At 40.9% G+C, this 20,190-nt stretch carries 17 protein-coding genes and 1 other RNA gene; 9 read left to right on the forward strand and 9 right to left on the reverse strand.

Annotation, left to right across the window (positions count from 1 at the left end; genetic code table 11):
- Positions 1–109, forward strand: a 109-nt coding sequence (locus tag FTT84_RS13715) for a zinc ribbon domain-containing protein (protein WP_180058446.1), incomplete at its 5' end; no start/stop codon positions are given.
- 14 nt (positions 110–123) lie between these two features.
- Here FTT84_RS13715 and FTT84_RS13720 read toward each other — a convergent pair.
- Entirely contained in the window at positions 124–1,161 is a 1,038-nt protein-coding gene (locus FTT84_RS13720) for a type IV pilus twitching motility protein PilT (protein ID WP_180058445.1), read from the reverse strand.
- A gap of 125 nt (positions 1,162–1,286) precedes the next feature.
- On the opposite strand from FTT84_RS13720, the gene FTT84_RS13725 reads away from it, so the two are divergent.
- Positions 1,287–1,976: a YggS family pyridoxal phosphate-dependent enzyme gene (locus FTT84_RS13725; protein WP_180058444.1), complete on the forward strand. Its 690-nt coding sequence runs from the start codon at positions 1,287–1,289 to the stop codon at positions 1,974–1,976.
- Positions 1,977–2,048: 72 nt separating this feature from the next.
- Here the strand turns inward: FTT84_RS13725 and FTT84_RS13730 are convergent, their stop codons facing one another.
- The 3 genes from FTT84_RS13730 to FTT84_RS13740 form a co-directional block, all read right to left on the reverse strand.
- The gene (locus tag FTT84_RS13730) at positions 2,049–5,648 is read right to left on the reverse strand and encodes an AAA family ATPase (protein ID WP_180081494.1); all 3,600 of its coding nucleotides are present in this window, start codon (positions 5,646–5,648) and stop codon (positions 2,049–2,051) included.
- Between the two features lie 9 nt (positions 5,649–5,657).
- Positions 5,658–6,911 carry an exonuclease SbcCD subunit D C-terminal domain-containing protein gene (locus tag FTT84_RS13735; RefSeq protein ID WP_373685030.1) on the reverse strand — a complete coding sequence of 418 codons (1,254 nt, stop codon included), beginning with the start codon at positions 6,909–6,911 and terminating at the stop codon, positions 5,658–5,660.
- A gap of 146 nt (positions 6,912–7,057) precedes the next feature.
- Positions 7,058–7,435, reverse strand: coding sequence for a VOC family protein (locus FTT84_RS13740; protein ID WP_067766244.1), 378 nt, complete (start codon positions 7,433–7,435; stop codon positions 7,058–7,060).
- 185 nt (positions 7,436–7,620) lie between these two features.
- Here FTT84_RS13740 and FTT84_RS13745 point away from each other — a divergent pair, with 185 nt between their 5' ends.
- The 3 genes from FTT84_RS13745 (at position 7,621) to FTT84_RS13755 (ending at position 10,401) form a co-directional block, all read left to right on the forward strand.
- Positions 7,621–8,565 carry a sensor domain-containing diguanylate cyclase gene (locus tag FTT84_RS13745; RefSeq protein WP_180058441.1) on the forward strand — a complete coding sequence of 315 codons (945 nt, stop codon included), beginning with the start codon at positions 7,621–7,623 and terminating at the stop codon, positions 8,563–8,565.
- Positions 8,566–8,946: 381 nt separating this feature from the next.
- The gene (locus FTT84_RS13750) at positions 8,947–9,396 is read left to right on the forward strand and encodes an ABZJ_00895 family protein (RefSeq protein ID WP_067766250.1); all 450 of its coding nucleotides are present in this window, start codon (positions 8,947–8,949) and stop codon (positions 9,394–9,396) included.
- Between the two features lie 63 nt (positions 9,397–9,459).
- Positions 9,460–10,401, forward strand: a complete 942-nt coding sequence (locus tag FTT84_RS13755) for a TIGR01777 family oxidoreductase (RefSeq protein WP_180058440.1) — start codon at positions 9,460–9,462, stop codon at positions 10,399–10,401.
- A gap of 105 nt (positions 10,402–10,506) precedes the next feature.
- On the opposite strand, the gene thiO is transcribed toward FTT84_RS13755, so the two are convergent.
- Positions 10,507–11,631 carry a glycine oxidase ThiO gene (thiO, locus tag FTT84_RS13760; protein ID WP_180081496.1) on the reverse strand — a complete coding sequence of 375 codons (1,125 nt, stop codon included), beginning with the start codon at positions 11,629–11,631 and terminating at the stop codon, positions 10,507–10,509.
- 179 nt (positions 11,632–11,810) lie between these two features.
- Positions 11,811–12,824 carry a porphobilinogen synthase gene (gene hemB, locus FTT84_RS13765; protein WP_180081498.1) on the reverse strand — a complete coding sequence of 338 codons (1,014 nt, stop codon included), beginning with the start codon at positions 12,822–12,824 and terminating at the stop codon, positions 11,811–11,813.
- 107 nt (positions 12,825–12,931) lie between these two features.
- Here hemB and FTT84_RS13770 point away from each other — a divergent pair, with 107 nt between their 5' ends.
- From FTT84_RS13770 to FTT84_RS13780, 3 genes are all read left to right on the forward strand, one after another.
- Positions 12,932–13,429, forward strand: a complete 498-nt coding sequence (locus FTT84_RS13770) for a thioesterase family protein (RefSeq protein ID WP_180081500.1) — start codon at positions 12,932–12,934, stop codon at positions 13,427–13,429.
- A gap of 297 nt (positions 13,430–13,726) precedes the next feature.
- Positions 13,727–14,878 (forward strand): efflux RND transporter periplasmic adaptor subunit, encoded by a 1,152-nt coding sequence (locus FTT84_RS13775; RefSeq protein WP_180081502.1) that lies wholly within the window; start codon positions 13,727–13,729, stop codon positions 14,876–14,878.
- A 6-nt stretch (positions 14,879–14,884) separates the two neighbouring features.
- Positions 14,885–16,411: a DHA2 family efflux MFS transporter permease subunit gene (locus tag FTT84_RS13780; RefSeq protein WP_180058436.1), complete on the forward strand. Its 1,527-nt coding sequence runs from the start codon at positions 14,885–14,887 to the stop codon at positions 16,409–16,411.
- Between the two features lie 112 nt (positions 16,412–16,523).
- Here FTT84_RS13780 and glpK read toward each other — a convergent pair whose 3' ends face one another.
- Positions 16,524–18,008, reverse strand: coding sequence for a glycerol kinase GlpK (gene glpK / locus FTT84_RS13785; protein ID WP_180058435.1), 1,485 nt, complete (start codon positions 18,006–18,008; stop codon positions 16,524–16,526).
- 129 nt (positions 18,009–18,137) lie between these two features.
- Between glpK and ssrA the strand changes: the two genes are divergently transcribed.
- Positions 18,138–18,497, forward strand: a transfer-messenger RNA (tmRNA) gene (ssrA, locus tag FTT84_RS13790).
- A 663-nt stretch (positions 18,498–19,160) separates the two neighbouring features.
- On the opposite strand, the gene FTT84_RS13795 is transcribed toward ssrA, so the two are convergent.
- Together FTT84_RS13795 and FTT84_RS13800 are read right to left on the reverse strand one after the other, a co-directional pair.
- Entirely contained in the window at positions 19,161–19,592 is a 432-nt protein-coding gene (locus tag FTT84_RS13795; RefSeq protein WP_180081504.1) for a guanosine-3',5'-bis(diphosphate) 3'-pyrophosphohydrolase, read from the reverse strand.
- A 207-nt stretch (positions 19,593–19,799) separates the two neighbouring features.
- Complete coding sequence (locus FTT84_RS13800; protein ID WP_067762708.1) at positions 19,800–19,994, reverse strand: hypothetical protein; 195 nt, start codon at positions 19,992–19,994, stop codon at positions 19,800–19,802.
- Between the last annotated feature and the right edge of the window lie 196 nt (positions 19,995–20,190).

Raw genomic sequence — 20,190 nt, forward strand, 5'->3', positions numbered from 1 at the left:
AGAATGGTCATGTGAGTGTGGTGTCACTCACGATAGGGACTTAAATAGTGCCATGAACATTCTTGCGCTTGGGCATAAGCGTCTAGCTGTAGGAATCACCTCCGTTTAAGGGAGGTGAGGATGTCAAAAGAAAGATTCTGGTTGCTTCGCTGCAGTCCGTGCAGTCTGTGTACTAATAATACCTTTGGCAACAAGGTTCTTCAGGCTTTGATCTAGCGTAGTCATACCATAGTTTGCACCGGTCTGGATTGCAGAATACATTTGTGCGACTTTGTTTTCACGAATCAAGTTGCGGATAGCAGGAATACCGATCATGATTTCATGTGCAGCCACACGACCACCACCATTTTTCTTTAACAGTGTCTGAGAAATAACCGCTTGTAATGATTCAGACAACATGGCACGAACCATATCTTTTTCTTCGGCAGGGAATACGTCAATTACACGGTCAATAGTTTTTGCTGCAGAGGTTGTATGCAGTGTACCGAATACCAAGTGACCTGTTTCTGCTGCGGTTAAGGCTAGGCGAATCGTTTCAAGGTCACGCATCTCACCGACTAAGATAATGTCAGGGTCTTCACGCAGTGCAGAACGCAGTGCTTCGTTAAAGCCGTGAGTATCTCGATGTACTTCACGCTGGTTCACCAAGCATTTTTTAGATTCATGTACAAATTCGATTGGATCTTCGACTGTTAGAATATGGTCATAACGGTTGTCGTTAATGTAGTCGACCATCGCTGCAAGCGTGGTTGATTTACCCGAACCGGTAGGGCCTGTGACTAAAACAATACCACGAGGATATTCACAGATATCTTTAAAGATTTGGCCCATGCCTAAATCTTCAATGGTTAAAACTTTCGAAGGAATGGTACGGAATACAGCACCAGCACCGCGGTTTTGGTTAAATGCGTTCACACGGAAACGTGCAACCCCTGGGACTTCAAAAGAAAAGTCGGTTTCGAGTTTCTCTTCATAGTCACGACGTTGCTTGTCATTCATAATGTCATAAACTAACTTATGAACTTCTTTATGCTCAAGTGAAGGTAAGTTAATTCGGCGTACTTCACCATCCACACGAATCATCGGTGGCATACCTGAAGATAAATGTAAATCCGACGCGCCATTTTTGGCAGCAAATGCCAATAGTTCTGTAATGTCCATAAAATCCCCGAGATAAAAATTAAATCTTAATTATTTTGATAGAATAATAAGGCTTTCCCACAGCTTAACCAACAGTTAGTTGCAGGGCAATGCAAAAAAAGATGAATGAAATGAGAACCTCGTCAATGATTACACTTCGCGATGCACGAAATCAGGTATTAGAACAGATGGCTCAGGCTTGTAAGCAAGCAGGTAGAGCTAGTGATAGTGTGGCTCTGCTTGCTGTGTCGAAGACGCATCCTGCTGAAATGTTACGGGAAATGTATGAAACGGGGCAGCGTGCTTTTGGGGAAAATTATCTGCAAGAAGCGCTAGAAAAGATTGAACAATTGTCAGATTTAGCCATCGAATGGCATTTTATTGGTCATGTTCAGCGCAATAAAACCAAGCATTTGGCTGAGAAATTTGCATGGGTGCATGGGGTTGATCGTCTGATCATTGCTGAGCGTTTATCGAGTCAACGAGCAGATCAATCTGAACCATTAAATCTATGTTTGCAAGTCAATATAGATGCACAAGATAGTAAGGATGGTTGTGTACCTGCTGAAGTTGCTGAATTGGTAAAGCAGATCAGCCAACTCCCGAATATTCAATTGCGTGGACTGATGGTGATCCCTGCACCAGGAAATATCGACGCCTTTAAACAAGCACAAGTGTTGTTTGAGCAGGTTAAAGCACAACACATGAATCCTGACCAATGGGATACATTAAGTATGGGGATGTCAGGCGATATGCAAGATGCGATTAACGCGGGTTCAACCATGGTACGTGTAGGTACAGCATTGTTTGGCGCGCGTGATTATTCGCAAAAGTAATTTTAAAATTTTTCCTCATGCTGCGTAATGCCCCCTCATCTTAGAAAAGGTAGGGGGACTGTTATTTTAAGCTTAACCTACGATTTCAATTCGACTTGCACCTGCCCCGATAGGATTCACCTGAATTTGCACAGGGATTCGTTCGTGCATTTCTTGAATATGTGAGATCAATACCACTTTACGCCCTTGGTTTTGTAACTGATCCAGAGCATTCATCACCATGTGCAGACTTGAGGCATCCAGCGTGCCAAAGCCTTCATCAATAAACAGGCTTTCGATTTTGGTCGTACCTGATGCCATGTTAGCAATGGCTAATGAGAGAGCAAGGGCCGTTAAGAACGACTCACCACCTGAAAGCGAAGAGACAGAGCGGGTTTCACCGTCCATATCATGATCGACAATGGCTAGGCTTAATGAGTTTTCAAGGCGCTTTAAGGTATAACGCTGAGAAAGCATCGCTAATTGCTGATTGGCATACTCGATTAAAATATCGAGGTTATATTGCTGCGCTAAATCACGGAACTTCTTGCCCGTTGCATCGCCCATTAAGCTCGAAATTTTATTCCAACGGTGCTCTTCAGATTGGATCTGTTGAATTTGCTCTGCAAATTTCTGCTGTTTTGCGACGTTACGCTGATGCACTTCAAGTTTGAGTTTTACTTCATCACGCTGTTCAGCCAAAGTTCGCAAGTTGTCTGCAAGTGCTGTAAGGGTAGGTATTAATGCTTCAAATGCAATATTCGGTTGATGGGTTAAATGCGCTTTGAGCTGATTTTGAACCGTTTTAATGCCTGCCTGTAAATCTGCATGCGTGCGCTCAACCTTCGAAATACGCTGTTTGAGCTGCTGTTCTTGCTCATGTGAAATCATGCTAAGTTGTTCTAAGAGAGCATGATTAAACTCTGTATTTTGCTCAAGCCACTGTTGAATCTGAACATTGCTGTGCTCAGCCTGCTTGTGTAGCTGCGTATTTTCTGTGAGGCATTTGTCCAATAAGCTTTGTGCGTTATCAAAAGATTGGCGCACTTGATTGAATTGCTGGCGAGCAAGTTCAATTTTATTTTTAAGTTGCAAACTTTTTTGCTCAAATTCGGCTAACCACTCATGTGGTTTTTCAACTGTGATTTGTGTCATATGCAAAATGGCTTGAATCGCAATATCCGTATTCTTTTTACCTGAAATTTTCAGTGCTTCAATGGCCTTGTTAGCCGATTGGATTTTCTCCTGACTGAATTTAACTTGCTGTATACATTGCTCGAATTGTTGATGGGCTTGATTGTATTGCGCCGTCAAATTATTCAATTTTTTTAGCGTTTGTTGGCGTTGTTGTAAGCCGTGATAGATCTGTTCTGCTGTATTTAATGTCGCTTGTTGCCAGTCTTGCTTTTCTGAATCATTAAGCAGGCTGAGGATATGCTGAATGTTATTTTCAGCCTGTTGCACTTTGGATAAATGCTGTGTGGTGTGCTGAATAGAAGCTGCCAGTGTTTGACGCAGTGTCTGTACTTTTATATGAGAGGCTAAAGTGTCTTCAAGCTGTTCTTGGACTTGTAGCATCGTAAGATTTTGCGTTTCAAGAAGCTGTGTAAGTTCATCGTGCGCTTCAGAAAAATCGAAGTTGATATTCAGTGATGTAAGCTGTGATTCCAGTTCAGCTTGTAAGGCTTGCTGTTGAAGGCTGAGGTTTGCACGGCGTTGCTCATTGGCATTTAAAGTAGCTCGGAGTTCTGTTAACGCTGTTTGTTGTTTCTGACAGGTATCAAATGCAAGCTTTTCAGACGCCAGTGCTTGTTGCTCTTGCTGTTCTTGTAACTTGAGTAAGTCATCAGAAAAATTGGTTTGTTCTGCATAAGGATGATGCGTACTTCCACAGACTAAACATGCTTCACCATCAATCAGCTCTGATCTGAGCTTTTCAATATTTTCGGTATTGAGTAAGCGCTGCTGTTGCAAGATTTTTTGCAGTTGTTCACGTGCAGTTTTTTGTTGCTGATAATGCTTTTCTGCAAGATCGAAGGTAGCTTGATGCTCTAAAATTTGTTGAGTTAAAGTGTTATACGACGCAGTTAATTGGCGTTGATCTGCATCAATATGTTTGAAATTTTGCCATTGTGGCTGAATGATTTTGAGCTGACTTAATTGCTGGAGTAACTGCTCACGCTCATTTCGAAGTGAGGTGATTTTTTGATTTAGTACTTCATCTTGGCCAAACTGTAGTGTTAATTCATCAAGCTGTTTTTGTTGAGCTTTGCATTGGGTATTGGCTTGTTGCACATCGCCATACGTCTTTTCAAATTCTGCATAACTTTGAATAAAGTGTTGCAGTTGAGCAAGATGCGCGGAGAGGCCATCGTCAATAGATGTAAAATGCTTTGAATGCTCTAATTGCGCCGTATGCTGTGCAATATTGTTTTTGAGTTGTTCAAGTTGAAGCTTAAGTTGATTTTCATGATTTAAATGTGGACTAAGTTGATTTTCAATCTCTTTAAAATCACTTTGGGCTTTGCGTAATTGATCCACTAAAACTAGACGTTCAGCAATGCGTTCACGGATTAATTTAATAGCATCCTGATGCTGAATTTCAAATTGAGTATGCTGTTTTTGCTCAGCTTCAATCTTTTCAAAAACCAATTTTTCAGCGTTATATTGTTGTTCAACATGATTAAAATCGTGTTGGGCTTTTTGCAGTGGCGTTTTTAATTGTTCAATTTCGCTCTGAATGCTTTTGTGTTGTTGCACACTGGTACGGATCGCAGCAAAGCGTTCAAGCTGGCTGAGTTGAGCTTTTTCTGGTGCAAGCGCATCGAGTTGTTGCTGTTGAATATTCAGCTGTTGCTGATGTGTTTGAGCTTCGGTTTCATACTTTTGCTTTTGCTCAAACCATTGTTGTTGTTTTTGAAGCTTTTGTTGTTCTAGGTCAAGAGTTTGGAATTCAATATTTACAGTTTCAAATTGAGTATTCAATTGAGCGTAATCTTCAATCGAAAGCATATCTTTTTGAACTATTCCACAGGCTTGTTCTAACCCTTTACGCTGGATAGCAATCTCTTTGGTTTTTTCAAAGGCCAATTGACCAATTTTCCCGAAAATACTGGAATTGGTCAGATATTCCAATAGCTCGCCACGTTCATTATCTCGTGCTTTTAAAAAAGCGGTCACTTCTGACTGAGCCAGTAAAACGGCACGGGTGAATTGCTCAAAACTGAGCTGGGTAATACGTAAAATTTGGCTCTCAACCGCTTTAGTTTTATCCGCAACGACACTGTCATCTGTTAAGCATTTCAGTGAACGCTGTACGCTTTGTAATTTGCCATTTGGGTTTTCACGGGCACGTTTAATTTCCCAACGTGCAGAATAGACTTTTTGGTCTTGAGCAATAAAGCTGAGCTCAGCAAAGCCTTGACCTGTACCACGGCGTAATACTGTTTGCGGTGAGTTGGTCGGCAGCTCTGAACCATCTACATCGATGAGTTTGCCATCACTGTCTTTTAAACGTGGGACTTTATTAAATAATGCCAAACACATGGCATCTAAAATGGTCGATTTACCTGCGCCTGTTTTGCCAATAATTGCGACTAAACCTGCACTGGCTAATGGCTCAGATTCAAAATCAATAAAATGCTCACCCGCTAAAGATGCTAAGTTTTTTATACGGATCGATAAAATTTTCATGGCAATTCCTTAAGCGTTCGCATCATCTTCAAGTGATTTTTGTGCTTCATCCACCAAACTTAAAAAATCTTTCATTACGGTATCATCAGCACCGTACCCTTGTTTTTCCCAAAGATTTTGAAATAGTTGTTCTGGTGTAGGCGGATCAAGGTTAATTGCAGCTTGCTTCGAATCATTTACATCTGTATTTAAATAACGACGACTAATCCGTACGAGACGATAACGGTTTGGCGCTAAAGCATCTTCAAATTGCTGACGTAAATTGGGTGCAGGGGGCGTGTCGGTATGATATTCAATCTCGACATATTCACGTTGGTCAATCTCTTCAATTTCACCGCTGGTTAATGCAGATAATTGTGCCAAAACCTCAGCAATGGTGCCTTTGATACGATGCAATTGCACACTGCGCGGAATTGCTAAAGATTGCATTTGAAAGCGCGATTCATCCTTTTGAGTCGGGTCAATACTGATCTCAAGCACTTGGTGTTTATAACTAATTTCACTAAACGACAGGGGAATCGGTGAGCCACTATAACGGATATGGGCTTGTCCGACTTTTTGCGGTTTATGCAAATGTCCAAGTGCTACATAGTCAATCACATCATCAAACATTGCAGTTGAAAGTGCTTCTTCATTGCCAATAATAATGGGGCGTTCAGAGTCTGAGGTTTCTCCGCCTTGCATGTGAGCATGCGACATTAAAATTAAAGCCTGATCTGGTGTTTTGCGTGCATTGGCTTCTGCAATTAATTGCTGATGAACATAGGCAATGGCATTTTGACTATTTGTGGTTTGCTCATTAAATCCGGTGATCTCTGCAGCACGTAAAAAAGGTAAAGTTAGGCACCATGCCACAATATTTTTTTGTTCATCATAAATAGGCACCAGCAATCGGTCTAAGTCGAGCTGTCCTTGGGCGTTCTTATGTACTACGCCTACAGCTTTGGCCTGATATTTTTCTAATAATGGCTCAACCTGTTCAATACGATAACCCGAGTCATGGTTACCCGCGATCATTAGGGTTTGCATGTGTGGCGCGCGATCATGTGCATCTGCTAAAAATTGATAGAGTTGTTTTTGTGCTCTGGAAGCGGGATTGATGACATCAAAAACATCGCCTGCTATCAGCAGGGCATGTGGTTGTTTTTGTGCTATTTGTTCAAGCAGCCAATTGAGAAACTGTTCATGTTCGTAGTCACGCGAATGGTTATAGAAAAATTGTCCCAAATGCCAATCTGAAGTATGAAAAAAACGAACAGTCATGCAAGCCCCCAAAAATCAAAAAAATTGATTGGGCTCTAAAGTATCACAGATGATCACTTTTTCGAGGGCGATTAATCATTCATACGTCAAACTAAGTCATTCTCGACTGTTACAACGCCCCAAATCTAAACCAAGCGGTAACTGTGTTACTGTGCATTTGGATCGACTTGCACGAGGCCAAAGGTATTGTGGTCTGGGTCTAAAAAATAGCCTTGCCAGCATTGTCCAGCTATCGCAAATTTTTCCATGGCAATTTGACCACCTTGCGCCAAAATTCTCTCAGCGATTTGGTCGAAATCTTCAACTTCAAAACTACAGGTAAAGGCATTGGTGCCACAATGCGTTGGTGGTGTCGCTGCAGGAGGTTCTAATAAGCCACCGTGAATTCCTTGCGTTTCAATTTGATAATATTGGATTGGTAACCCTTTGACTTCAGTAAAGGTCCAAGCAAAAACATATTGATAAAAACTGATTTCCCGAGCAGGATTTGAGGATTGGATTTCAAAATAACAGAGTTGATTCATTGGTATAAATACTTGTTTTTATAAAAATAAGCGAATCAGTATTCACTTTAGAATAGTTGAATCTTTAAATAGCTTAAAAAATACCAAGAACTAGGAATATCATTTTTTGTGGGTATCCTGTATATCAGTGCTTGTATGGAGAGTTAGGTTGATTCGACCTGCTTGGGGAAACGTGGAGCATATGTATGCCAAATAATCCGTTTGATGAAGAAAAACTTGCCAGTAGTATGGTGTATAAAACGCTGCTTGAATCTACTTTAGCCATTCCATGGTGTATTGATTGGGATACTAAAACGTTCAGCTATATTGGTCCACAAATTGAAAAGCTTTTGGGGTGGAAGCAAAACAGTTGGAAAACGGTGGAAGATTGGGCGACGCGGATGCACGAAGATGATCGCGAATATGTCGTGAATTTTTGTGTATCGCAATCGATGGCTGGCATTGACCATGAGGCCGATTATCGTGCGCTTAAAGAAGATGGAAGCTACACTTGGATTCGTGATGTAGTCCATGTGGTACGTAAGGCAAATGGTGATGTTGATTGTTTAGTTGGCTTCATGTTCGATATTTCGGAACGAAAGAAACAAGAAGAACAATTACAGAAAATGCAACGTCAGCTCGAAGAATATTCGTATAAAGATGGTCTAACGGGAATTGCAAACCGTCGTTTATTTGATGATATTTATCAACGCGAATGGCTTAATGCAATTCGTGTACAGAAACCGTTAAGTTTAATCTTGATGGATTTAGATTATTTCAAACAATACAATGATTGTAATGGGCATGTGATTGGTGATGCCTGTCTACGTCAAATCGCCAGAAGCCTAGAGTCTTGTGGTTCACGTCCACGTGATTTAGTGGCGCGTTATGGTGGCGAAGAATTTATTTGGATTTTACCTGAAACCAATGAAGCATCTGCGGCACTCATGGCACAGAAAATTATGGATACAGTTAAAATGGCACGTTTACCCCATAAAGCTTCAGCAGTGTCGGACTTAGTAACTTTAAGTATTGGAGTGAAAACCATTATACCTACGGAGCGAGATAATCGAATGCAGTTCCTTGATGAGGTTGATAAAAATCTTTATCAAGCCAAGAAGCAAGGACGAAACCGTTATATTGCGGCTTAATTGTTAAAAATAAATTTCCAAAAATAAAAGCGTAAAACGCAGTCGATATATTCATCGGCTGTTTTTTTTTCTTATAAAATTAAGTGTTAAAATAAAGACAGTAGAAAATAAAAGACCGACGATTCGAGTGATGGTGAAATCGCCGGTCAAAAAATTTATTTTGAACTGAATTGATGTCTGCTGTTCATCAGTAAAGTTCAAAATGAAGCTTATTGCTTTAAGTAAAAGGTCACCGAAACATTGTGGATGCCGTCCAAATCATCGGTTGCTACAGACCTTGTACCCTATATAACGCAGCCGTTTACGGATTGGTTGACACAGAAATGAAAAAAAAATGATTTTTTTTTATAATAGGGGTAAATTTATTCTTAGGTCATCGCAATGGTGTCTTTAACTCGCTATTTTTTCATATTTTTTATCATTTGTTTTGTGATGACCTGTATTTGTGGTGTATTGGCTGCATTATTGCCACAAGGTGTTGGTGGTGTATTAACTGTTGTCCCTTATTTGGTGGCGATGGTTTTAATTCTGTTTCGCTTCCTTAAAAAAAATAAACGTGCACCGAATCAAACTGAACGTAAAAAGTTTACGCTAGGATTTACCTTAATTTTTTGGTTTTATAATTTTGCCTTTTTAGTTTTAGGCGTGGCGATTTTCTCACGAAATGATCCTGAAATTTGGCAAAATTTAATGCTGTACCTACAAAATGCCCAATTTATTAGCATTATTGTCATTATGTTTTTATTGATGGCTATCCCATTGTATTTATTAACCTATTGGTTTTATGGTCCACTTGCCAAGCGTATGGCATCGCAAAAGTTTGGTGCTTAATGCTTGATCATTCGCTTGTCATCCTCTATAGATAACGTTTACCTAAGCGAATAAGAATAGATTATGCATCAAGCAACTGTACTACTGACGGGTGGTAGTGGTTTTATTGGTACTCATTTAATTAAAGAACTTTTAGCACAAGATTTTAAAGTGATTAGTCTGAGTCGTAAGGCTGGACGGGTATCAAAATCGCCTCATTTAACTTGGGTACAAAGTTTTGATGAAATGAAGCATGATCGCATTGATTATGTAATTAATTTGGCTGGAGAAAGCATCGGGCAAGGGCGTTGGACAGCAACGCGTAAGCAGCAGTTGATAGAGAGTAGAGTGAATACTACGGAATTGCTGTATGAATATTTACATCAACGTAAAATTTTTCCGAAGTGTATTATTTCTGGTTCTGCCGTGGGCTATTACGGTATTGATGAAACCCAAATGTGGTCATCTGCCTGTGATGAACAAAGTCCAGCGCAAGCAATATTTATGTCCGAATTATGCCAACGTTGGGAGCATGTGACGGCATTATATCCTGAACAAAATACCCAAATTATTCGCTTGGGTGTAGTGTTGGCCGCAGGTGGGGGTATTTTGCCACAAATGCTTAGACCGATTCAGATGAACTTGGTCAGTAAAATCGGTCATGGACGTCAGCCACTGGTTTGGGTTCATATACAGGATGCCATTCGCGCTATTTTCTATTTAATGAAACAAGCAGATCTTTCTGTTTTACAAACTGAGAACACAGTAAATGTGCGACAAGCAGTTTATAACGTAGTCGCGCCTGAACGTACCACACAAGCAGATTTTTCAATTGTTGCTGCACGTCAGTTAAATAAAAAACCAATGTTTAATATGCCGAGTGTTATTTTTAAAATATTGCTTGGTGAGCAAGCTCAATTAATACTTAATGGTCAGTTTGTGAAGGCAAGTGCCTTATTAGCGCAAGGTTTTGAATTTAAATTTCCAACTTTAAAACAAGCGCTTCAGGACATACTGGGGACATAGTTTTATTGTTGGAATAAGTCATTGCCAGTTTTAATTTATGGCAATGACTCATTTTACTTACTCTATTTCTCGTTGCTTAAGTTTTCGAATGTTTAGAAAGGAACTTTATTTATACAATGCGATCGCATCCTCATACAGTCGCTGTGGACTGTAATCTTCTGCATTGAAGCTTGGTGTTTGACCCATTATGAGTTCCGCCAATAATTGAGCAGAAGCAGGTCCCATGCATAAACCATTTCTAAAATGACCAAAGTTTGCCCATAGATTGTCAAACTGTGGCATTTGACCAATATAAGGAATGCCTTCTGGGGAGGAAGGGCGTAAACCTGCCCATGATTTTATAATCGGGAATTTCGCCAGTTCAGGCACCATTTCAAAGCACGCTTGTTGAATATGCTGTAAGGTCTCGCTGGTGGTTTGGGTGTCAAAACCACATTGGCGCATACTTGAGCCACAAACAATGTGTCCATCCTGCCGTGGAATGAGGTACATCACCTTGTTCATACACATCGTAGACAGCCAATCTTTTGGAGTTTTAAACAGCAGCATTTGTCCTTGAACAGGTTGTACTGGAATCTCGATTTCTAATTGCTCGCTCCATTTTGCTGACCAAGCACCAGTTGCCAGTACATATTGATCTGCGAAATGTTGTTGACCATCTGCAGTGCGAATCGCGACTAATCGTTGTTGCTGTGTATTTAAGTCAGTAACAGGGCAATGCTCATGAATGATTACATTAGGATGTTGCTGTAAATATGACTTCAACGATTGTAATAGCCGTGGATTACGAACATTGGCAAGCTGCGGAAAATAGATCGCGTGTTGAAGTTGAGGTGAAACTAAGGAGTTAACTTGCTCAATTTGTTCATGCTGTAAATATTCAGCCTGTTGCATTGGGTCTAAATGCTGATGTGCATAATCCAAACCAATTTCAAAATCATCTTCATCAAAGATCAACATGCCCGTTTCATGAATTTCAAAATCAATGCCTGTGACAGGTTTTAATTTTTCATTCCATTTGAGGTAGCCTTGTTTGCCATATCGTGCAAGGGCATTCACTTCCTGCGGATAACGCCACGGATACATTGGCGATAAAATGCCACCTCCAGCCCATGATGCTGCTGAACCTGTTTGCTGTTGATCGAAAAGTGTTACGGTGCAACCCCGTTCCACCAACTCCAATGCGGTGAGTAAACCGCTGACACCCGCCCCAATAATGGCAATATGCATTGCTGATATACCGATTTGATTTGAGAGAATTTAAAAAAGGCTAAAAAGATAGCTTAGCCATCATCCATGATGCTGAGTCAATAATGAAGAATTTTATAAAACTAAAATGGTTCACAGCTGTAAAAGGCTCAACAATAAAAAAGCCTCCCTGTTTTGAAACAGGAAGGCTGGTTCTGACTTTATTTCATGTCCTTGAGTTTGAGTGCGGCTTCTTCAGCGAAGTACGTCCAGATACCATCAGCACCTGCGCGGCGGCAGCTCATCAATGATTCAATAATCACGCTATCTGATAACCAACCATTTTGGATTGCACCAGCCAGCATGGCATATTCACCACTGACTTGATAAACAAAAGTCGGCACGCCAAATGTATCTTTAACTTCACGTACGATGTCTAGATATGGCATACCAGGTTTGACAATCACCATATCTGCGCCTTCTTGAATATCTAAAGCAATTTCATGCAGAGCTTCAGCACGGTTCCCAATATCCATTTGGTAATTGTATTTATTGCCGCCTTTTAAGTTGCTTGATGAACCAACTGCATCACGGAATGGGCCGTAGAAACTTGATGCATATTTTGCAGAATACGCCATGATATTGGTGTAGATGTGACCATTGGCTTCAAGTGCAGAGCGAATTGCGCCAATACGGCCATCCATCATGTCACTCGGTGCAATAACATCGACACCAGCGTCTGCATGGCTTAACGCTTGTTTAATTAAACATTCAACAGTTTCATCATTTAACACATAACCTGTGTCATCAATAATGCCATCTTGACCATGAGTGGTATATGGATCTAATGCACCATCACTAATTAACACCATTTCAGGCAATTCTTTTTTCAGTAAGCGTATTGTACTTTGGACTAAGCCATCTTCACGCCACGCAGCTTCAGCAGTTAAGCTTTTGTCCTCTTGAGGTGTCACAGGGAACAGTGCGAGTTTAGATACACCCAACTCCAGTAAACGTTCTGCTTTTTTTAATAAAAGATCGCCAGATAAACGTTGAACGTTTGACATGCTTGGAATGTCTTGTGTCTGGTTTTGGCCTGGCAAAACAAATACTGGATAAATGAGGTGATCAGTCGTCAGTTGGGTCTCACGTACCATGGCACGAAGCTGGTCATTTTTACGGATGCGGCGCATGCGAGTGGCAGGAAAAGCTGGACGATTGAACGTATAGGTCATAACAATCTCATTGATCAGTATTAAACTTAAACTATTGTAGACGCATAATTTCGGTTTGGCGCACCAAGATTCATTTTTTTATTCAATGACAGTAATTCGAGTAGGCTATGACAGATGTAACTAAAAATTGGACCGGCAATATTGATTTAAACTCGAATATTGAAATCGACACCTTATTAGAAGGCATTGCTCAAGCTTTTAACAGTTCACCTTTCTTTGTCCATAATGCAATGAAGATGAGTGTAATTGATGGTCAAATCGAAGCACGTGTCGATATGGCGAGTAATTTAATCGGCAATGTGGCATTCCAAATTTTACATGGGGGTGTTGCTGCGACCTTACTTGATAGCATTGGTGGTATTTCAGCGATGGCTGAATTGTATAAAAAGGCCACAGCTGAAGATTTAGCTGAAACTAGTAAAAAAGTATCCCGTTTAGCAACCGTCGACATGCGTGTGGACTATTTAGCACCTGGTCGTGGGCAGTATTTTGTAGCTCGTGCCGAAACGTTACGATTAGGGCGTAAGGGGTGCACTATGCGCATGACCATGGTGAACGATGAAGGCAAGGCGATTGCAACAGCGATAGCTTCATATGCTTACTAAGTGATTGGCTTAAGCATGCGTTAAGCTAAATCTATAATAATTATAAAATTGATCGTTTAGATTGGGCTGCAATTGATGAAAATAAGTTGTGGCCCAATAAAAAAAGACTGACCAGTTACATTTTCCATTCTCAAAATATGATTTTTTAGCCTTAAAATGCCGGAAATTTAAAGAAGAAAGACTTTCTCATCGACACCATGATCTGACAGTAATGTCTAACGGTGCTTTGATTGATCGCTGTGATTAGTCAGAGTGCGATGATGCCATGACCAAGTCCGCTGGATTTAGGATAAATCTATGACAGATACCTTAAGTACGCTGCCAGAAACAACGCAGTCAGATCAACCTTCCGATCAGGAACTTAAAGCACGCAGAAAAAAAGGCCTCGGTATCGTGGCTATATTGATTGTGATTGCTTTGGTGATTTATCTGATCTGGTCTGTATTTTTTAATCATTCAGTCAGTACGGACAATGCCTATGTTGGTGCTGAAACTGCATCTGTAACTTCAATGGTGACAGGGCAAGTGGCTGACGTGTTGGTTAGTGATACACAGCAAGTCAAAAAAGGTGATGTGCTGGTTCGCATTGATGCACGTGATGCAGAAATTGCTTTAGCACAAGCACAAGCTGAATTGCTCAAAGCCAAACGTCAATATAAGCAAGCTGCAGCCAACAGCAGCTCTTTAAACTCGCAAATTTTTGTCAGTGATGATGCTATACATAGTGCAGAAGCACAGGTGGCTAAAGCACAGGCAGATTTGGGCAAGGCTCAAGATGAATTGCAACGTCGTCAACAATTGGCGGCTTCTGGTGCAATTTCTAAAGAAGAACTCAGTACCGCGCAAAGTGCAGTTAATACCGCAAAAGCTGGTTTGGATGTCGCGCAGGCAGGTCTTGCACAAGCGAAATCTAGTCAAAAGGCTGCGCAAAGCAATAAAGCGGCCAATGATGCACTGATTCAAGACAGCAATGAAAATTCAACGCCAGATGTTCTAGTTGCACAAGCACGCGTACAACAAGCGCAATTGGACTTAGAACGTACCCAAATTAAAGCGCCATTTGATGGGGTGGTGACGCGTCGCAATATTCAAGTTGGTCAACGCATTGCACCGGGAACCACGCTGTTAATGGTAGTACCTGTGACTCAGCTTTATGTGGATGCTAACTTTAAAGAAAGCCAATTGGCGGGTGTCAAACCGGGTCAAAAAGTTGAGCTTACGTCAGATCTGTATGGTGACAAAGTCAAATTTAAGGGCACAGTGACGGGTTTTTCGGGTGGTACAGGTTCAGCTTTTGCTTTGATTCCTGCGCAGAATGCAACAGGTAACTGGATTAAAGTGGTTCAGCGCTTACCTGTACGGATTCGTTTGGATCCCAAAGAGTTGGCAGAACATCCGCTACGTGTGGGACTGTCAATGGAAGCGACGATTGATTTAAAATCGAAGTAGTTGCTTATGAATCAGCCTATGCAAATGACTGACCTGAAAGGTGGTCGCCTGATTCTTGCTGCTTTGGTCTTGGCATTGGCCAACTTTATGGTCGTGCTGGACATGACCATTGCCAATGTCTCTGTTCCGCATATTACCGGTAGCCTTGCCGTGTCTGCTTCGCAAGGTACATGGGTCATTACCTCTTACGCTGTTGCAGAAGCCATTTGTGTACCTTTAACTGGTTGGTTGGCAGCGCGTTTTGGCTCTGTACGTGTCTTCGTCATCAGTCTGTTTGGCTTTACGCTATTTTCTATTTTGTGTGGTTTATCCACAAGCTTGGAAATGTTGGTATTTTGCCGAATTGGGCAAGGTTTATTTGGCGGCCCGATTATGCCGCTTAGTCAAACCTTATTAATGCGTATTTTCCCACCTGAAAAGCAATCGCAAGCTATGGGCATGTGGGCTATGACTACTGTAGTCGGGCCAATTCTAGGGCCGATTTTAGGCGGTACGATTAGTGACAATATGTCGTGGCATTGGATTTTCTTTATCAATATTCCCGTTGGAATTGGTTGTGCCATTGCGGCTATGCGCTTGCTCAAAACAGCTGAAACCCCAACACAGAAATTGAAAATTGATCGTGGCGGATTGTTGTTATTGGTGCTGTGGATTGGTGCTTTACAGCTGATGCTTGACTTAGGGCATGAACGCGATTGGTTTAACAGTCCATTTATTGTGGTCTTAGCACTCACAGCCTTTGTCGGTTTGATTGTTTTTACCATTTGGGAGCTGACAGAGCGGCATCCTGTGGTGAATATTTTGTTGTTTAAATATCGAAGTTTTACCATTTCGGTATTGGCTTTAGCCTTTGGCTTTGGTGCATTCTTCGGCAGTATTGTCCTGATTCCGCAGTGGTTGCAGATTAACTTGGGTTATACCGCAACGTGGGCTGGTTATTTAACCGCGACTATGGGCGTGGGAAGTCTGACCATGTCACCAATTGTGGCAAAATTGGCAACCAAATATGATCAACGTGCCTTAGCCAGCTTTGGTTTAAGCATCCTAGGTGGGGTGACGCTCATGCGTGCCTTTTGGACCACGGATGCAGACTTTATGGCCTTGGCTTTACCGCAGATATTACAAGGTTTTGCCGTGCCATTTTTCTTTATTCCTTTGTCCAATATGGCTTTAGCATCTGTACTGCCACAAGACATGGCATCAGCTGCGGGTTTAATGAACTTCTTACGGACCATGGCAGGGGCTATTGGCGCATCGATTGCTGTTACCATTTGGGATGATCACACCAAAGTGGCGCGTAGTGAAATGGTGAGTAGTTTACATGTCACTGAAGTACAGAACACTTTGGTGAATACAGGGATGAGTTCCGAAGCAGCATTAGGTTATATTTCTAGTTTGGTGGATAAAGAAGCCTTAACACTTTCAGCCAATCATGTGTTTTTAGTCTTGGCAGGGATATTTATTTTTGCTGCGATGATTATTTGGCTGTGCCCACGACCTAAAGCGGGCGTAGGTGGCGGGCATGCGCATTAAAAATGTGTCTGCGAAGCACTAAGAAAGCCCCCAAAAAACCGCTTGTTAAAGCGGTTTTTTATTGCATCAGTTGTCTTATCGAATGCTTATTTAACGAATAATTTTTGTGTCGTTAAAGATCTGAACGTGCCCGTTTCAAGGCTGATTGCCATTGCTGTAAATGGTATTCACGTTGATCGCTTTGCATTTTCGGTTCAAATGCACGTTCCAATTGCCATGACGCAGCAATTTCATTGAGATTTGAAAAGACACCAGCTTTTAGCCCTGCTATTGCCGCAGCACCCCATGCAGTTGACTCTAACAGTTTAGGTCTTAGCACGGGTACATTTAAAATATCGGCCTGGAATTGCATCAACACATCATTGCTGCTGGCACCACCATCGACTCGTAATTCTTTCAACGGGCTAGACAAGTCAGATTGCATCGCGGTCAGAACATCCGAAACTTGAAAGGCGATGGACTCAAGGGCTGCACGGGCAATGTGGGATTTATTGGTCCCACGCGACATGCCGCAGATTAGAGCACGTGCATCGCTGTCCCAATGCGGCGCACCTAGACCTGTAAATGCCGGAACCAATACCACGCCATCGGTATGTTCAACCTGACAAGCTAAGCGTTCTACATCACTGCTTTTTTGAATAATTCCCAAGCCATCACGTAGCCATTGCACAATTGCACCCGCCATAAAGACACTGCCTTCGAGTGCATAATGGGTCTGGTTTTGTGCTTTCCACGCCAATGTCGAGAGTAGTTTATTTTGACTATATTGAACTTTAGTGCCGGTATTAAACAACATGAAACAGCCTGTACCGTAGGTATTTTTGGCTGTACCGGCTTCAAAACAAGATTGACCAAATAGTGCAGATTGTTGATCACCTAAAATGCCAGTAATTGGAATATTTGCGCCAAGCAGACCGGTGGCGGTATCTGCAACGTATTCATCTGAACTGATGATTTTTGGGAGTACCGATAAGGGGATATCGAATAATGCTAAAAGTTCTTCATCCCACGTTTGCTGCTGTAAGTTCATTAGCATGGTGCGAGAAGCATTACTGGCTTCAATCACATGTTGCGCACCTTGGGTGAGATTCCACACCAACCAACTATCAATTGTTCCAAAAGCTACATGACCTTGCTGTGCCAGTTCTCGTAAACCCTGAACGTGTTCGAGTAACCAGACCAATTTTCCCGCACTGAAGTATGGGTCTATACGTAAACCAGTTTTTCTATGAATGATGTCATTTAGGTTTTGTTGCGTCAGTTGATTACACCATTCAGTGGCACGACGGTCTTGCCAGACAATTGCAGGGGCAAGGGGTTGTCCACTTCGTTTGTCCCACACTACGGTGGTTTCACGTTGGTTGGTTAAACCTATGGCTTTAATGTCTTTGGCAAGTATACGTGCAGATGCCAATGCTTGTTGCACAACAGCAATTTGTGTACTCCAAATTTCTTGTGCATCTTGCTCGACCCAACCTGAATGTGGTGTTCGAATGTGGGTTTCACGTTGAGCCGTCGCTTGAATTTGACCGTGTTCATTAAAAATAATGGCACGGCTAGAGGTCGTTCCTTGATCGAGCGCTAATAAAAAGCTCATAATTTTTCTTTGTTAAGCCTTGAAAATGAAAATATTAGCGCAATTATGTAATTAAGCGCATTCAAAAGTGTAAATGTGTAGAAAATACATCGTATTTTTTATCAGTTATGCTATGATTGTTCTTACTTTGGGGATGTTTCTGGCTTCGACGCTGGTGATGAAACTCATAGATGCATGTCGAGAGCGCATTTTCTCTCGTAAATCAAATTTGCATATTTTAGTCGCAAACGACGAAACTTACGCTCTAGCTGCCTAAGGGCAGCTTGTCCGCATCCCTGAATACTTGTGGTTAGGGGTCCCGACTGAAGCGAACGCACACAAGTCCGTATAAGATCAAGCCTTGGGGTCTTATACTAAATCTTAAAGGATCGCGATTTGTACCCTGTTCGTCGGGTCACAAAGAGCTAAATCAATAGACGATATCTAAGCATGTAGTATTCTCGAGCGTAGTGCTGGCGGACGCGGGTTCAACTCCCGCCATCTCCACCAAAATTCTTTCCGAAGTAATCCATCGGAATATAAAAAAGCCTTTAAACTCAATGTTTAAAGGCTTTTTTATTGGCTGTATTGTCCGACCCTGTCCTAAGCTGTTTGCCCCAATTTATGTCTTCAGTGAGTAATTATTGGGAAAATTTACCCAATTATTTTTAGTATTAAATAGGGTAAGTACAGATGAAACCCACCGATACAGAATGTAGAAAAGCGCAACAGAATAAGAAGTCGTATAGCCTCTCTCATGAAAACGGTTTATCTCTACCTGTGACTACTGCTGGTCAATAATATCGAAATGTCCATTATACCGTTCATGTCTGAATGGGAGGGAGCAGTTGGCACTTCAGTTTGTGAAGCTGTTGTTCGTCTTACTTATAGGGTGCATAGACAGATAAATAGAAACTGTTTCAATAGTAAATATCTAGAATATCTATTTAAAAGCATGCAATATATTGGGTGCTTGAAAAATGATATTTGATTTATTTATTCAACCTTATTTTGCAAATAGAATTTGTAAACAATATAAAAGCCTAATAGATTTAGATATCTAGTTTTTTAGTTTAATTAAATTGATCTAGAAATTTAGTTTGTTTAACATATTGAAATATATTAATAATTAATTATTCGCTCGATAGAAATATAAATATGTATTTAATTAAATCAGCTATTCTGAGCGGCTAATAATCGAGACATAACAAGTTTATATTGTTCCATGCGATCGACATCTTTTTCAGTTATCTGAGTTAAACGAGAGGCATCCATATTGTCTATTAAGTCAGCAAGTTTGACTTTTACTGCTAATGGATTAAGAGCAGTGCGTTCAGCAGCTTGCAAACGGGTTTCACCTGCTTGTTTCGTCAATGCTTGAATCGCGTCTACAATATGTGTAGCAAAACCTAAGGAGTTTAATTCGTGAGCGGTCGTTTCTGTATCTTCAAGTATGTCATGCAATATGGCCACAATTTTAGCATCTTGAGTATCGACGGCATTCATCACACGTAAAGGGTGTTGAATATAATCTTGTCCAGCTTTGTCCTTTTGACCCGCATGACGTTGTGTAGCCAAGTTAATAGCTATGTCTAAATTTGACATATTTAACCTATCTATAAAATTGAGCATTGGGAAAAATATTTTTTATTAAAAATAAAAAGCCAAAACAAATGAAAGAAGCGGGGCTTTATGAAGTTTATAGTTAAGATAGATACATTAACAATCAAAAAAAAAAATTGGTGTTAATGGGTTTATCCAGTTATATCAACTGTAGGTAGGGGGTGATATAACTGGCTGCATAGATATCAATTAAATTTCACGCCAAACTTGGTTTTTATCTTTCAATGAAATCATAAAGTTAAAATTGTTATCATTACTGACCAATAGGCCTTCAGGAGTTTGCATCACGACTTTCAGTACAGTTCCCGTTTCAAAAACAAGGGGACTACAATTTTCTTTTTCTAAAGTCACTGGTTGCAAAAGTTCTACAATCGTGCTTTCCATTTTACTTCCCCATATCAGCATTGGTTGTTAATTGAGCTTAGCATATTATTGGTGAATTAACTATTTTTGCTCTGTACACGACAAAAATAGATAACTCATTGAAATAATGTCACAATAATTGTTTTCTAACGACGAATACTATGACACATCTCAATGAGCTATATCTTATCTTAAACAAATATCTAAAATGGAACAA

Source organism: Acinetobacter sp. YH01019 (assembly GCF_013420285.1).
Lineage (GTDB): Bacteria > Pseudomonadota > Gammaproteobacteria > Pseudomonadales > Moraxellaceae > Acinetobacter > Acinetobacter gandensis.